The sequence below is a fragment of the Jatrophihabitans cynanchi genome, from assembly GCF_027247405.1.
Classification (GTDB): Bacteria; Actinomycetota; Actinomycetes; order Mycobacteriales; family Jatrophihabitantaceae; genus Jatrophihabitans_B; species Jatrophihabitans_B cynanchi.
In genome coordinates this window covers 2,410,170-2,424,645 of sequence record NZ_CP097463.1, presented here as the reverse complement: position 1 = coordinate 2,424,645, position 14,476 = coordinate 2,410,170, and the positions used below count along the sequence as shown (strand labels likewise).

The following is a 14,476-nucleotide window of genomic DNA, read 5'->3' as shown; positions in this document are numbered from 1 at the left end:
TCATGCGGGGTGCTGTCATGCCGGGTCGGCCAGCAGGCGGCCGGCGGTGTCGACCAGGCCCCGTTCGTCCGGGTAGGCGAGCCGTCCGGGGATCTCCGGCAACGGCACCCAGGCGACCTCGGCCACCTCGATGTCGGCGTCGGACAGCTCACCGCCGGTCGCACGCATCAGGTAATGCTGGACGGTCTTGTGGATCCGCCGGCCCTCGGCCACGAACCAGAAGTCGATGGTGCCGAGCTCGCCCATGATCACACCGCTGATACCGGTCTCCTCGGCCACTTCGCGCACGGCGGCCTGCTCGGCGGTCTCGCCCTGCTCGATGTGCCCCTTGGGCAGCGACCACAGCAGCCGGCCGTGCCGGTCGGTGCGCCCGATCAGCGCCCCGAGCGGGACGTCGCCGGCGAGGTCGACCACCAGGCCGCCCGCACTGAACTCGTTCACCTGGCGCAGCCAACGGGCCCGGCGCCGGCGCGGCTGCCGCGCCTTGCGCGCGGAACGGCCGTCCGAGCCCCGCGACATGGCCCCGATGGTATCCGCAGGTCGGTACGCTGGCGGCCCGTGACCGCTCCCCACGCCGCCCGCTGCGCCCGCCCCGTCTGCGGGCACACGCCGTGAGCCTGCCCGCAGACCTGATCCCGGTGCCGGCGGCCGCCGCTCGGCTGGGGACGGCCTTCGCGGCCGCGGGGCACGAGCTGCACCTGGTGGGCGGCACGGTGCGCGATGCGCTGATGGGTCGGCCGGACGCCGACCTGGACTTCACGACGGACGCCCGGCCCGAGCAGATCCTGGCGCTGGTCGAGCCGCTGGCGCAGGCGACCTGGACCACGGGCATCGAGTTCGGCACGGTCGGCGCGCGTGTCGAGGGCCGGATGTGCGAGATCACCACCTTCCGGGCCGACCGCTACGACCGGGTCAGCCGGAACCCGGCGGTCGAGTTCGGCACGTCCTTGGCCGAGGACCTGCGCCGCCGGGACTTCACCATGAACGCGATGGCGCTCTCGGTCACCGGTGAGGCCACCTTCACCGATCCTTACGGCGGCCTGGCCGACCTGGCGCGCGGCGTGCTGCGGACCCCGGCGCTGCCCGCTGAGTCCTTTGCCGACGACCCGCTGCGGATGCTCCGAGCGGCCCGGTTCGCGGCGACCCTGCAGGTCCAACTCGCGCCGGAGGTGCGCGAGTCGATGACGTCGATGGCCGGGCAGCTCGGTCGGATCACGCCCGAGCGGGTGCAGGCGGAGCTGAACAAGCTGCTGCTCGGTGCCTGCCCGCGAGCGGGGCTGGAGGTGCTGGTGGAGGCCGGCCTTGCCGACATCGTGCTGCCGGAACTGCCCGCGCTGCAGATGGCGGCCGACGAGCACGGCCAGCACAAGGACGTGTACGCGCACACCTTGCAGGTGCTGGACCAGGCGATCGACCTGGACGACTCGCCCGACGGTGACCTGACGCTGCGCTGGGCCGCGCTCTTGCATGACATCGGCAAGCCCGCCACCCGCGAGTTCGGGCCGGGCGGGCGGGTGAGCTTTCACCACCACGAGGTGGTGGGCGCCCGGATGGCCCGCAAGAGGCTGCGCGAACTGCGGTGCAGCAAGACGCTGATCGAGGACGTCGGCCAGTTGGTGTTCCTGCATCTGCGCTTCTACGGCTACCGCACCGGGGAGTGGACCGACTCGGCCGTGCGCCGTTACGTCGTGGACGCCGGGCCACTGCTGTCACGGCTGCACAAACTCGTCCGGTCCGACTGCACCACTCGCAACAAGCGCAAGGCGGCGGCGCTGTCGGCGGCATACGACACGCTCGAGCAGCGCATCGAGCAGTTGCAGCGCCAGGAGCAGCTGGACGCGATCCGGCCGGACCTGGACGGCAACGAGATCATGCAGCTGCTCGGGCTGCCGCCGGGACCGCTTGTCGGCAAGGCCTACCAGTACCTGCTCGCGCTGCGTATGGAACACGGCCCGCTGGGCCACGAGCGTGCGGTGCGAGAGCTCACCGACTGGTACGCGCAACAGCGGTGACCGAGCCGGTCACCGTCCGGGCCAGCGCGAGGTAACCGGCGGCGGTGAGCAGGTAGCCGGCACTGAGCAGGACCAGCGTCACCGGGGTTCGTCCGGTCTCCGGCAGCGCCAGCGCGGTGAGGGCCGCGGCGAGTACCAGGGCGAGGTTGAACAGCGTGTCGTAGAGCGCGAACACCCGGCCGCGGAACTCGTCGTCGACGCTCACCTGCACGATCGTGTCCACGCAGATCTTGATGCCCTGCGAGGCGAATCCGAGCAGCAGCGCCCCGGCGAGGGCGAGGGTGATTCGGTACGGCAGGCCGAAGGCCGGCAGCACGACGCCGCTGCCGGCGAGCAGCAGCGCCGGCCAGGTGGCGTAGCCCAGCCGCCGGGCCGCGCCGGGCGTGCTGAGTGCCGCCAGACCGCCGCCGATCGCGACGGCCACCACCACCTGGGTCAGCCCGGCCAGCCCGGTGCGCACCGGTCCGGACGCGGCGAAGTAGTTGCGGTACAGCAGCAGCGTGGTCACCGTCCAGAGCCCGAAGCACAGCCGGTGCACGGCGATGGCCGACAGTGCGTAGAGCGCGGGCCGCCGGGCCCGGACATGGCGCGCCCCGTCCAGCAGCCCTCGCGCGATCGCGGCCACCGTCTCGCGGTTCCCCCGCTCGACCTCGTCCGGGCCGAGCCGGTCGCGCTCGAACCGGCGGGCCAGAGCCGCCGAGCCGAGGTACGGGGCCAGCGCGACGGTGGCGATCACCGCGTACGCGCCGGCCGAGCTGCCCGCGGCCGCGCGTACGGCAAGGGCACTGGCCCCGCCGAGGGTGGTCGCGATCGAGCCGACGGTCCCGGACAGCGAGTTCGCCGTCACCAGGTCGTCCTCGACGACCACGTGCGGCAGCGCTGCGGACAGGGCGGACAGGAAGAACCGGCTCAACGAGATCACCACCAACGCGGTGGCGTAGAACAGCACGCCGCTCCACCGCGCGGCGATCTCCGCGGCGACCAGCAGCACGACGAGCGCCCGGCACACGTTCGAGAAGACGAGCACCCGTTGGCGCCACCAGCGGTCCAGCAGGACGCCGGCGAACGGGCCGACCAGCGAGTAGGGCAGCAGCAGCACGGTGAAGCCGGCCGCGACGTCGGACGCGTGCACCTGCCGGTCGGGGCTGAACAGCACCGCGCCGGCCAGGCTCACCTGGAACACCCCGTCGCCGAACTGGCCGGCCAGGCGCACCGCGAACAGCCGCCGGAATCCCGGCGCCGCCAGGATCGTGGTGAGGTGTCCGCGAGCTCGCACGGCCTGACGCTAGTGAGTGCGACCGGACGCGCGCCAAGATGGGCAGGTGACGAGTGCGGACTGGGGATCGCTGAACACGCTCGTGCCGGCCGGCGGGAGGCTGCTCGTGGCCACCCCGTTGCTGGTCGATCCACACTTTCACCGCGCCGTCGTCTACCTGCTCGAGCACGACAGCGGCGGCAGCGTCGGGGTGATCGTCAACCGGCCCAGCCGTACACCGGTCGGTCAGGTGCTGCCCGACTGGCACGACGTGGTGTGCGGGCCTTCGGTCGTGTTCGGTGGCGGGCCGGTGCAGCCGGACGGTGCGCTGTGCCTAGGCCGGGTCGCCGGCGAGGTGCCGGGAGTGCGACAGGTGGTGGACGGGGTGTGCACGGTCGACCTGGACGGGGACGTCTCGGTGATCACCCGGGGCACCACGGCGCTGCGCGTGTTCGCCGGGCACGCCGGCTGGTCGCCCGGGCAGCTGGACGGCGAGATCGGCGAGGGCGCCTGGTGGGTGGTCCCGGGCGCCGCGGAGGACCTGTTCAGTGCCGACCCCCGCCGGCTCTGGTCCGGCGTCCTGCGCCGCCAACCCGCGCCGCTGAACCTGCTGTCGACCTACCCGCAGGACCCGGCGATGAACTGACGCCCGCCCGTCCGCCGGCCCGTGGCGCGGTAGCGTCACCGCCCGTGGAGCTCGACGGCGGGCCGGACCTGATCTACGCAGCCGACAACGCTGCGGTGCTGCCGCTGCTGCCCGACCGCGCCTTCGGGCTGATCTACCTCGACCCGCCGTTCAACACCGGCCGGGCCCAGGTGCGCAGGTCGATGCGCACGGTCCGCTCCGCCGGCGGCAACCGGGTGGGCTTTCGCGGCCAGACCTACGAGAACGTGCTGGGCCGGGTGACTGCCTACGACGACGTCTTCGGCGACTACTGGGCCTACCTCGAACCGCGGCTCGAACAGCTCTGGCGGCTGCTGGCCGACGACGGCACGCTCTACCTGCACCTGGACTACCGGGAGGTGCACTACGCCAAGGTGCTGCTGGACGCGTTGTTCGGCCGGGACTGCTTCCTGAACGAGATCATCTGGGCGTACGACTTCGGGGCGCGCACCAAGCGGCGCTGGCCGGCCAAGCACGACAACATCCTGGTGTACGTGAAGGACCCGGCGAACTACGTGTTCGACGCCGAGGCGGTCGACCGCGAGCCGTACATGGCGCCCGGACTGGTCGGCCCGGACAAGGCCGCACGGGGCAAGCTGCCGACCGACGTCTGGTGGCACACCATCGTCTCGCCGACCGGGCGGGAGAAGACCGGCTACCCCACCCAGAAACCCGAGGGAGTGCTGCGCCGGATCGTGCAGGCGAGCAGCCGCCCCGGCGACTGGGTGCTCGACTGCTTCGCCGGCAGCGGCACCCTCGGCGCGGTGGCCCGCTCGCTGGACCGGCGCTTCGTGCTGGTCGACAGCAACCCCGAGGCGGTCACGGTGATGCGCGCGCGGCTCGGCCCCGATCGGGTGGACGTCCGGACGCTAGCGGGCACCTGACGGGCGCAGCTGCACGTCGCGGCACAGGACGGCGCCGAGCGTCAGCGCCCGCACCGAGACGGGTGTGCCCGCACCGAAGCGCAGCGAGTAGCCGCGCAGGTAGGCGCCGCCGGCGAGCGCCTGACGCACGCCCACGGTGCGGACGTCGACGGTCGCGACGACCGCGCCGTCCGGGCGGGCCAGGTCGAACCCGCTCGGCAGCGTCCGGGTGGCCTCGGCCAGCACCGCCCCGGCCGCGTCACACAGCCGCAGGTGCGCGAACGGCGCGCGCTGCCGCGCGGTGCCGACGGGCGTGCCGTCGGCCAGAGCCGCACTCACCCGTAGTGGGCCGCGCAGGATGCTGTCGCGCGCCTTGGTGATGGTGAGGACCAGTCCGTCGTGCGGGTCGCGCAGGTCGATGACGAAACCGAACCGCGCGCGGGTCGACAGCGACCTGCGCAGCCGCTTCCATGCCGAGAGCGGACGCACCGCCGCGCATGCCAGGAGCCGGTCGTCCTCGTCGGTGAGCTCGAACGAGGGCGCGGCGCTGCGGGCGGATTCGACCGTTAGGCCGACGCGTACGTGGGGCATAGTGAGCAGATCGATCACGCGGGGATTCTCGCAGGGGCACGCAGGGTGGCTGCTGGCCCGGCCGTGCAGGAAGGGAGCCGTCGCGTTGGCGACAGTGGACACCGACGCGCTGCGGGCGGTCGCGGGCCGGTTCGAGACCGAGGTCGCCGCGCACCTGGCGAAGGCGACGAGCGCCCTCGGGCAGGCCCGCTCGATCGAGTACTCGAACTTCACCAACGTGCACATCCCGCTCGCGATCGTCTATGTCGAGGCGTGGAACTTCGAGAATCGCGACCTGGACCGCAAGGCGCAGAACGCCGGGGAGTTCGCCGCCCGGCTCAACAAGACAGCGGCGGACTGGGACGCCGCCGAGCACAAGAGCACGATCAAGCCGGGTGGGGGCGGCTGATGAGCGGCAGCCCGCTGGACGCCGGCAAGTACCTGGCCGAGTTCGCGCTGATCGGCACCACGACCGCGGCCTGTGTCATCCCGGACGCCTGGGCGCTGGCCGGGGAGTTCTACAAGCTGCAGTCCGACCCCGGTGCGCAGTACGAGGCAGGGATGGCCTGGTTGCAGGTGGCCCAGCATCTGGGCGATGCCGTCACCGCGGCCGAAGGCGTGAACAACTCCGTCGCCGCGACCGGCTGGGAGGGACCCGACCAGGAGGCGTACAGCGCGAAGGTCGCCGACTACATCCGCGAGCTGATGGTCGGGCAGGTCTTCGCCTGCACGGTCGGCATCGCCCTGATCATCAGCGCCGTCTCGCTGTTCATCATCGTGTCGATCGCCGCGGTCATGGCCACCGGCCTGCTGACCTTCATGGGCGCGATCCTCGCCGCGATGGCCTCGGTGGTCGGAAACCTGGGCGCCTCGGAGGCGCTGGAGGCCGACGCGCTGCTGTACGCGATCGAGTGCGAGATGTCGATGGCCGAGCTGGAGTCGGCGATGCTGACGCTGGACGCCGCGCTGGCGGCCGGCATCGGTGCGTTCCTCGCCGGAGACGTCGGCGTTCAGTTCGCGATGGGCGACCACGACGCGCTCACCGATCTCGCGCAGGCCACCGTCGACGGCGTCGGCACGATCACTGCGGGCTTGGTCGCCAAGCTCTACCAGGAGGGCGTCGGCAAGGTCTACGGCAACCCGTTCGCCGGTGGCTTCGGCACGGTGGTGCGGGCACTCGGGATCACCGACGTCGTCACCGGCGAGTCGATCCCGGACCGGGCGAGCGCCCCGATCGACTCCTCGCGCTGAGGGGGGCCTCAGCGGCCGGACTGCGCCCGGAACCGCTCGAACAGGGCCAGCAGGTCGCCAGTGCCGCTGCGGAAGCTCTCCTGCAGTTCGGCCAGCCGGGCCCGGCTCTGCTCCAGGTCGACCTCGGGCAGCGCGCCGGTCTCGGCGAGCAGCTCGCTGCGCTGCCGGTCGTAGTCCTCGCGAGCGCACCGGCTGACGGTCACGATCGCCGCCGCGAGGTCCTCGGACGGCAGCCGCATGGCCCGCGGCTCCAGAGTGAGTTCGTGCAGCCCGGTGCCGTCCCAGGCCGCGGCGATGTAGCCGTCGTCGGTGGCGGCACGGCCGAGCAGGGCGCCCAACTGCTCACGCAACCCGGCCAGCCGGTCCGCCCTGGCCCGCGCCGCCTCGACCAGCGCATGCGGATCGGGCGGCAGCGAGAACGACCGGAGCCTGTCGAAATCGGACGGAACCGTCATGGCGGCCACCCTAACGACGCGAGGGCCGCTGCGCGAAGAGACGCCCGCGCGGGCCGGAACCGTTGCGCTCGAAAGCCCGGATCCACCGCGTTCTTCAGGGTGGTCCGGGCTTTCGAGTGGGGCGCGAGATGCAGAACTACCGCTCGACGGTCCCGTCGATGAAGTCCTGCACGGCCTTGCGGGCCTCGTCGTCGAAGTACTGCACGGGCGGTGACTTCATGAAGTAGCTGGACGCGGACAGGATCGGGCCGCCGATCCCGCGGTCCTTGGCGATCTTCGCGGCGCGCAGCGCGTCGATGATGATGCCGGCCGAGTTGGGGGAGTCCCAGACCTCGAGCTTGTACTCCAGGTTCAGCGGCACGTCACCGAAGGTCTTGCCCTCCAGCCGGATGAACGCCCACTTGCGGTCGTCCAGCCACGCGACGTAGTCGGACGGGCCGATGTGCACGTTGCGGGCACCGAGGTCGCGGTCCGGGATCTGCGAGGTGACCGACTGCGTCTTGGAGATCTTCTTGGACTCCAGGCGGTCGCGCTCGAGCATGTTCTTGAAGTCCATGTTGCCGCCGACGTTGAGCTGGTAGGTGCGCTGCACCTCGACGCCACGGTCCTCGAACAGCTTGGTCAGCACGCGGTGCGTGATGGTCGCGCCGACCTGCGACTTGATGTCGTCGCCCACGATCGGGACGCCGGCGTCGGTGAACTTCTTGGCCCACACCGGGTCGGAGGCGATGAACACCGGCAGTGCGTTGACGAACGCCACCTTGGCGTCGATCGCGCACTGCGCGTAGAACTTGTCAGCCTGCTCCGAGCCCACCGGCAGGTAGGAGATGAGGACGTCGACCTGCTTGTCCTTGAGCACCTGGACGATGTCCACCGGCTGCTCGTCGGACTCGGTGATGGTCTCGCGGTAGTACTTGCCGAGGCCGTCGAGGGTGTGGCCCCGCTGCACCGGGATGTCCAGTTGCGGTACGTCGCAGATCTTGATGGTGTTGTTCTCGCTCGCGTTGATCGCCTGCGACAGGTCGAGGCCGACCTTCTTGGCGTCGACGTCGAACGCGGCCACGAACTGGATGTCGCGGACGTGGTACGGGCCGAACTCGACGTGCATGAGCCCGGGCACCTTCCCGCTCGGGTCGGCGTCGCGGTAGAAGTGGACGCCCTGAACCAGCGACGACGCGCAGTTTCCGACGCCGACGATGGCGACCCTGATGGGACCGCCCTTGTTCTCTGAACCCATCAGGGCTCCTCCTTCATGGTTGTGACTGCTTGCTGGATGGTGCGAACTCATCGCTCGTTGCCCCGTTCGGTTCCGGACCGTTCGTGTTCGATGAGCTCGGTGAGCCAGCGGACCTCGCGATCCACCGACTCCAGGCCGTGCTCGTGCAGTTCCCGGGTGTAGCGGTCCAGCCGCTCACCGGTGCGTGCGAGGGTGCTCTTCATGCCGTCCCGCTGCTCCTCCACCCGCCGGCGTCGGCCCTCCAGGACCTGCAGCCGGATGTCGGAGCGGGTCTGGGCGAAGAACGCCAACCGGGCGCCGAACCCGTCGTCGTCGAACGCGTCCGGGCCCACCTCGGCCAGCAGGTCGGCCAGGTGTTCCTTGCCCTCGGCCGTCAACCGGTACACCCGCTTGCCGCGTCGCGACCGTGCCCCGCTCGGCGGCTCGATCGGCTCCTCCTCGGAGATCCATCCGGCCTCGGACAGACGCCGCAGGGTGGGGTAGAGCGAACCGTAGGAAAAGGCCCGGAACGTTCCGAGCAGGGTGGACAGCCGCTTGCGGAGCTCGTACCCGTGCATCGGGCTCTCGCCCAGCAGCCCGAGGACGGCGATCTCCAGCATGTGACCGGCCCCCTATCTCGTCGTGATGTATCAAGACGATACATCACGGCGACAGGTCGGCGAACCGCCCCCCGGCTGTGCGCGCCGGGAGTGCTCAGCCGCCGGGATCGTGCAGCTGCTGCTGACGGGCCAGCTCGGCACCCTGGGCGATCGGGGCGGCAATGGCCTGGTCCGGGATGCCGAACGCGTCGACCAGGGTGGCCGCGTGCGGGCGGAGCCGGCGACACAGCTCGTTCACCGCGGCCACGACCGCCTTCGACCGGGCGGCGGTGAGCCGGCCGTGCTCCTGCACCCAGCCGCGGTCGGCCTCGATCGTGGACAGGGCGAACAGGTCGCAGAGCAGGTCCAGCAGGTCGCGTTCCGCGCCGGCCGGCAGTGCCTCGATGCCGGCGAGGAAGGCGCGCAACAGAAGTGTGTCCACGTGTGCCTGCGCGGCGGCGAGCAGGTGATCCTGCGCGGCGTTGAACACGGCGAAGGCCGCGGTGCTGTCGCCGCCACCGGCCGCCGCGCGCAACCGGCGGGCGAGCGTCTCCAGCAGGTGCCTGGCCCGCCAGTCGAACAGCTCCAGCTGCCAATCGTGGCCCAGCATGCTGCCCTCGTCGCCGGCGGACGGGCCGACATCGCGCAACCGCTGCAGCAGCAGCCGGCCACCCACCCGCTCCAGAACGGTCTCGACCGTCTGGTCGGCGACGAACCGGACCGTCCCGAGCAGGTCCAGCTCACCGAAGTGCTCGGCGAAGCCGGTGAGCAACTCCTTGGCCAGCAGCTGGAGCAGCACCGTGTTGTCGCCCTCGAACGTGGTGAACACGTCGGTGTCGGCCTTCAGGCCCGGCAGCCGGTTCTCGCTCAGGTACCCCGCGCCGCCGCACGCCTCGCGGCAGGCCTGGATCGTCCGGGTCGCGTGCCACGTCCCGACCGCCTTCAGCCCGGCGGCGTGTGCCTCCAGCTGGCGGCGGCGCGGGTCCTCGGCGGGCAGACCGTTCGCGTCCGGCCGCGCGTCCGGGCCGGGTGTCGTCTCGTGCAGCAGCTCGACCAGTTCGGCCTGGGCGAAGTGCAGCGCGTACGTCCTGGCCAGCGCGGGGAACAGCCTGCGCTGGTGCGCCAGGTAGTCGAGCACCACGATCTCCGCGCCCCCGGGCGGGGCGAACTGCCGGCGGACCAGGCCGTAGCGGATCGCGATGGTGAGCGCGAGCTTGGTGGCGCTGCCGGCCGCGCCGCCGACGCTGATCCGGCCCTGCACCAGCGTGCCGAGCATGGTGAAGAACCGGCGTGACGCGCTGGCGATCGGGGTGCGGTAGGTGCCGTCCGGGTCCACCTCGCCATAGCGATCGAGCAGGTTCTCCCGTGGCACGCGCACGTGGTCGAACCAGATCCGGCCGTTGTCGACGCCGTTCAGGCCGGCCTTCGGCCCGCAGTCCTGCAGCCGGACGCCGGGCATCGGCTCGCCGTGCTCGTCGCGGATCGGGACGAGCAGCGCGTGCACCCCCTTGGACTCGCCCTCGGTGATCAGCTGGGCGAACACGACCGCCAGCCGGCCGTGCTCGCCGGCGTTGCCGATGTAGTCCTTGCGGGCGGCTTCGTACGGGGTGTGGACGTCGAACTCCCGCGTCCCGGGGTGGTAGGTGGCGGTGGTGCGCACGGACGCGACGTCCGAGCCGTGCCCGGTCTCGGTCATCGCGAAGCAGCCGAGCAGCCGGGCGTTGATCGCGTCCTGCAGGTACGCCTGGTGGTGTCGCTCGGTGCCCAGGTGCAGGATCGCCCCGGCGAACAGGCCGAACTGCACACCCACCTTCACCAGTAGCGACAGGTCGCCGAACCCGAGCATCTCGAACCCGGTTATCCAGCCGCCCAGGTCGTCGCCGCCGCCGTACCGGGACGGGAAGCCGCCCTGGGTCGCGCCCGCGTCGACGAGCAGCAGCAACTGGTCGAGCACCCGCTCGCGGTGCGTGGCCAGGTCGGCGTCGATCGGGGGCGGCGCGAACCGCGGGTCGGCGAAGAGCTCCCGGGCGCTCCGGCGCGCCTGCGCCCAACGGCCGTCCAGGTGCGCGCGCAGCACTGCGGGATCGGGCGCCGCGGGCAGCTGCTCGTCCGCTGGGTGCTCTGTTGCCGGGTTCTCGTCGCCCGGGTGCGCCTGCGCTCGCTCGGTCATCGCGACACCGGACTCGCTAACCCGGCAGGTGCGGGAAGACCCCGGCAGCGGGCCGGGCGTCGGCGGGCTCCCCCACGTACTGGTACACCCCCGCTGCCCCGCCCCACAGCAACGCGCCGAGGTAGGCGGTCAGCTGCTGCCGGGTCATGGCGTCCCGATGGTCGAGCCACCACAGGCTGGCCGAGGTGATGAAGCCGACGATGCCCTCGCCCCACGGGTGCGCGAACGCCGGGTCGAGCCGGCCCTGCTCCAGGTGCCCGCCGAGCTGCTCGTTGAGCAGGTCGGCGACCACCGCGCTGAAGTCGGCGACGGTGCCGTCTGCGGTGTCGATCTGCGGGTGCTGGGTGACGAACCGGTACAGCTCCGGGCTCTGCTCCACCAGACCGAGGAAGGCGTCGATGCCGGCGTGGATCAGCTTGCGCGGCGGCGGGTCGGTCGCGGCCACGGCGGTCAGGCTCGCCAGCACCCGCTGCACCAGCCGGGTGCTCACCGCGCGGTAGAGGTCGGTCTTGTCGGCGAAGTAGCGGTACACCACCGGCTTGCTGGTCCTGGCGAAAGAGGCGATCTGGTCCATGCCGACGCTCGCGCCGTGCGCGCTGATCGCCGCGATCGTGGCGGCGATCAGATCGTCCCGCCGGGTGGCGCGGTGCGCGTCCCAGCGGGAGTGCCGGCCGTCCGGTCGCGGCGCAGCCTGACCCGACTCGGGGGGCTTGTCGCTGGTAACCGCGGCCACAGAATTCTTCACGCTACTCAAAGTAGCGGATACCTTGGGGTCAAGGCAGCCGGAAAGGACCTGAAGATGACCATTCGACGCGCCGCGATCCTCGGCGGCAACCGGATTCCCTTCGCCCGCTCGAACGGCCCGTACGCGCACGCGTCCAACCAGGACATGCTGACCGCCACGCTCGACGGGCTCGTGGCCCGGTTCGGGCTGCAGGACGAGCGGATGGGCGAGGTCGTGGCCGGCGCGGTGCTCAAGCACAGCAAGGACTTCAACCTCACCCGCGAATCGGTGCTCGGCTCGCGGCTCTCGCCGTACACGCCGGCGTACGACGTGCAGCAGGCGTGCGGCTCCGGCCTGGAGGCGGCGATCCTGGTCGCCAACAAGATCGCCCTCGGGCAGATCGACTGCGGTATCGCCGGGGGGACGGACACCACCTCGGACGCCCCGATCGCGGTGAACGAGGACCTGCGCGCGGTGCTGCTGGAGGCCAACCGGGCGAAGTCACTGGGCGGCCGGCTCAAGGCGCTCGCCGGCTTGCGGCCCACCCAGCTGATCCCGGCGATCCCCGCGAACCTCGAGCCGCGCACCGGGCTGTCGATGGGTGAGCATCAGGCCATCACCGGAAACGAGTGGGGTATCGGCCGCGAGGCGCAGGACGAGCTCGCCGCGGCCAGCCACCGCAACCTCGCCGCCGCCTACGAGCGTGGCTTCATGGACGACCTGGTCACCGGCTTCCTCGGCCTGACCCGGGACCAGAACCTGCGCCCGGACTCGTCGGTGGACAAGCTGGCCAAGCTCGCCCCGGCGTTCGGCAAGTCACTGGGCGACGGCGCGACGATGACCGCGGGCAACTCGACCCCGCTCAGCGACGGCGCGTCGGCGGTCCTGCTCGCCAGCGAGGAATGGGCGGCAGCGCACAAGCTGCCGGTGCTGGCGTACCTGGTAGACGCCGAGACCGCGGCCGTCGACTACGTGCACGGCGACCGGCGGGCCGACGGGCTGCTGATGGCGCCGGTCTACGCGCTGCCGCGGCTGCTGGAGCGCAACAAGCTGAGCCTGCAGGACTTCGACTACTACGAGATCCACGAGGCGTTCGCCTCGACCGTGCTGACCACCTTGGCCGCGTGGGAGGACGAGGAGTTCTGCCGCACCCGGCTCGGGCTCGACGGCGCGCTGGGCCCGATCGAGCGGGCGAAGCTGAACGTGAACGGCTCCTCGCTCGCGGCCGGCCACCCGTTCGCCGCGACCGGGGGGCGGATCGTTGCCGGCTTGGCCAAGCAGTTGCACGAGCGCGGCTCGGGCCGCGGTCTCATCTCGATCTGCGCGGCCGGCGGCCAGGGCGTCGTCGCGATCCTGGAGGCGTGATGGCCGACAAGTACCTCAGCCTGGTCAACTCGCCGGTCGGCGCGGCCGTCGCGTCGCGGATCGGGCTGCCCCGCCCGGCCGTGCTGCGCCGCTTCCGGCCCGGCGACCCGCTGCTGCCCGGGCCGGTGTTGCTCGGTGCCACCCCCGGAGAGCCCACGCCTGAACTCACCGGGCTGGTTGCCGGCACCGGGGCAGAGGTGACCGAGCTGGACGGTCCGGACGTGCGGTACGGGGCGCTGATCTTCGACGCCCGGGCCGTCGCGACCCCCGGCGACCTGGCCGGCTTCCAGGCCTTCTTCACCGGCCGGCTGCGCCGGTTGCTGCCGTCCGGACGGGTACTGGTGCTCGGGCTGCCGGCCGACGGCGGCGACGTCGTGGTGGACGCCTCGCGCCAGGCGCTCGACGGCATCGTCCGCTCGCTGGCCAAGGAGTTGCGCCGTGGTGCAACCGCGAACCTCCTCCTGGTGCAGGACGAGGCGTCGTTGCCCTCGGCGCTGCGCTTCTTCCTGTCCGGCCGCTCCGCGTACGTCGACGGCCAGTCGGTCCGGCTCGGCACCGGAGTCGCCGCGGAACCCGCGGACCGGGATCGGCCGCTCGCCGGCAAGACCGCGCTGGTGACCGGGGCGGCGCGCGGGATCGGCGCCGCGATCGCGGGGGTACTGGCACGCGACGGGGCACACGTGGTCGTGGCCGACCTGCCCGCCGCGGGGGAGGCGCTCGCCGAGGTCGCCAACCGGCTGCGCGGCACCACGCTGCACCTGGACGTCGCCTCCGCCGAGGCGCCGCAGCGGCTGCTGGCGTACCTGGCGGCGCACACCGACGGGCTGGACATCCTGATCCACAACGCCGGCATCACCCGCGACAAGCTGCTCGCGAACATGTCGCCCGAGCACTGGGCGGCGGTGATGGCGGTGAACCTCGAGTCGCAGCTGCGGATCGACGCGGCACTGCTGGGCAGTGACCAGTTGCGTGATCAGGCGCGCGTCGTGTGCCTGTCCTCGACGACCGGGCTGGCCGGCAACCGTGGGCAGACCAACTACGGCGCGACCAAGGCCGGCGTCATCGGGCTGGTGCGCTCGTCCGCCGCGGCGTTCGCCGCGCACGGCAACTCGACGATCAACGCGATCGCGCCCGGGTTCATCGACACCGAGATGACAGCGAGGATGCCGCTGGCAACGCGCGAGGTCGCCCGCCGGCTGTCCAGCCTGCAGCAGGCCGGGCTGCCGATCGACGTGGCCGAGGCGGTCGGCTGGCTCAGCTCGCCCGGTGCCGGCGGCGTCAACGGGCAGGTGCTGCGCGTGTGCGGCCAGAACCTGGTCGGGGCGTAGGTGC

The 14,476-nt window shown here is 71.8% G+C and carries 15 protein-coding genes; 7 read left to right on the top strand and 8 right to left on the bottom strand.

Annotation, left to right across the window (positions count from 1 at the left end; genetic code table 11):
* Nucleotides 1-15: 15 nt before the first annotated feature.
* Nucleotides 16-519: an NUDIX hydrolase gene (locus M6B22_RS11815; protein WP_269441750.1), complete on the bottom strand. Its 504-nt coding sequence runs from the start codon at nucleotides 517-519 to the stop codon at nucleotides 16-18.
* A gap of 92 nt (nucleotides 520-611) precedes the next feature.
* On the opposite strand from M6B22_RS11815, the gene M6B22_RS11810 reads away from it, so the two are divergent.
* Entirely contained in the window at nucleotides 612-2,012 is a 1,401-nt protein-coding gene (locus M6B22_RS11810) for a CCA tRNA nucleotidyltransferase (protein ID WP_269441749.1), read from the top strand.
* Here M6B22_RS11810 and M6B22_RS11805 read toward each other — a convergent pair.
* Nucleotides 1,984-3,288, bottom strand: coding sequence for an MFS transporter (locus M6B22_RS11805; RefSeq protein ID WP_269441748.1), 1,305 nt, complete (start codon nucleotides 3,286-3,288; stop codon nucleotides 1,984-1,986). The genes M6B22_RS11810 and M6B22_RS11805 overlap by 29 nt on opposite strands.
* Nucleotides 3,289-3,334: 46 nt before the next feature.
* Here M6B22_RS11805 and M6B22_RS11800 point away from each other — a divergent pair, with 46 nt between their 5' ends.
* Both M6B22_RS11800 and M6B22_RS11795 read left to right on the top strand, forming a co-directional pair.
* Entirely contained in the window at nucleotides 3,335-3,913 is a 579-nt protein-coding gene (locus M6B22_RS11800; protein WP_269441747.1) for a YqgE/AlgH family protein, read from the top strand.
* 44 nt (nucleotides 3,914-3,957) lie between these two features.
* On the top strand, nucleotides 3,958-4,815 hold the full coding sequence (locus M6B22_RS11795) for a DNA-methyltransferase (protein WP_269441746.1): 858 nt from the start codon (nucleotides 3,958-3,960) through the stop codon (nucleotides 4,813-4,815).
* Here M6B22_RS11795 and M6B22_RS11790 read toward each other — a convergent pair.
* Nucleotides 4,801-5,403 (bottom strand): hypothetical protein, encoded by a 603-nt coding sequence (locus tag M6B22_RS11790; RefSeq protein ID WP_269441745.1) that lies wholly within the window; start codon nucleotides 5,401-5,403, stop codon nucleotides 4,801-4,803. The two genes, M6B22_RS11795 and M6B22_RS11790, sit on opposite strands and share 15 nt — an antisense overlap.
* A 67-nt stretch (nucleotides 5,404-5,470) precedes the next feature.
* Between M6B22_RS11790 and M6B22_RS11785 the strand changes: the two genes are divergently transcribed.
* Nucleotides 5,471-5,773, top strand: a complete 303-nt coding sequence (locus M6B22_RS11785) for a type VII secretion target (protein WP_269441744.1) — start codon at nucleotides 5,471-5,473, stop codon at nucleotides 5,771-5,773.
* Nucleotides 5,773-6,615 (top strand): hypothetical protein, encoded by an 843-nt coding sequence (locus M6B22_RS11780; RefSeq protein ID WP_269441743.1) that lies wholly within the window; start codon nucleotides 5,773-5,775, stop codon nucleotides 6,613-6,615. The genes M6B22_RS11785 and M6B22_RS11780 overlap by 1 nt, the downstream gene beginning before the upstream one ends.
* 8 nt (nucleotides 6,616-6,623) lie before the next feature.
* Here M6B22_RS11780 and M6B22_RS11775 read toward each other — a convergent pair whose 3' ends face one another.
* The 5 genes from M6B22_RS11775 to M6B22_RS11755 all read right to left on the bottom strand — a co-directional run bounded on the left by M6B22_RS11775 (nucleotide 6,624) and on the right by M6B22_RS11755 (nucleotide 11,800).
* Nucleotides 6,624-7,070, bottom strand: a complete 447-nt coding sequence (locus M6B22_RS11775; protein WP_269441742.1) for a hypothetical protein — start codon at nucleotides 7,068-7,070, stop codon at nucleotides 6,624-6,626.
* Between the two features lie 136 nt (nucleotides 7,071-7,206).
* Nucleotides 7,207-8,307 (bottom strand): inositol-3-phosphate synthase, encoded by a 1,101-nt coding sequence (locus tag M6B22_RS11770; protein WP_269441741.1) that lies wholly within the window; start codon nucleotides 8,305-8,307, stop codon nucleotides 7,207-7,209.
* A gap of 47 nt (nucleotides 8,308-8,354) precedes the next feature.
* Complete coding sequence (locus M6B22_RS11765) at nucleotides 8,355-8,906, bottom strand: PadR family transcriptional regulator (RefSeq protein ID WP_269441740.1); 552 nt, start codon at nucleotides 8,904-8,906, stop codon at nucleotides 8,355-8,357.
* A gap of 94 nt (nucleotides 8,907-9,000) precedes the next feature.
* Entirely contained in the window at nucleotides 9,001-11,055 is a 2,055-nt protein-coding gene (locus M6B22_RS11760; protein WP_269441739.1) for an acyl-CoA dehydrogenase family protein, read from the bottom strand.
* A 16-nt stretch (nucleotides 11,056-11,071) separates the two neighbouring features.
* A complete protein-coding gene (locus tag M6B22_RS11755; protein WP_269441738.1) occupies nucleotides 11,072-11,800 on the bottom strand; it encodes a TetR/AcrR family transcriptional regulator in 729 nt (242 codons plus the stop codon).
* Nucleotides 11,801-11,854: 54 nt separating this feature from the next.
* On the opposite strand from M6B22_RS11755, the gene M6B22_RS11750 reads away from it, so the two are divergent.
* Both M6B22_RS11750 and M6B22_RS11745 read left to right on the top strand, forming a co-directional pair.
* Nucleotides 11,855-13,144: an acetyl-CoA C-acetyltransferase gene (locus M6B22_RS11750; protein ID WP_269441737.1), complete on the top strand. Its 1,290-nt coding sequence runs from the start codon at nucleotides 11,855-11,857 to the stop codon at nucleotides 13,142-13,144.
* Nucleotides 13,144-14,472: a 3-oxoacyl-ACP reductase gene (locus M6B22_RS11745; RefSeq protein WP_269441736.1), complete on the top strand. Its 1,329-nt coding sequence runs from the start codon at nucleotides 13,144-13,146 to the stop codon at nucleotides 14,470-14,472. The genes M6B22_RS11750 and M6B22_RS11745 overlap by 1 nt, the downstream gene beginning before the upstream one ends.
* Nucleotides 14,473-14,476 lie beyond the last annotated feature (4 nt).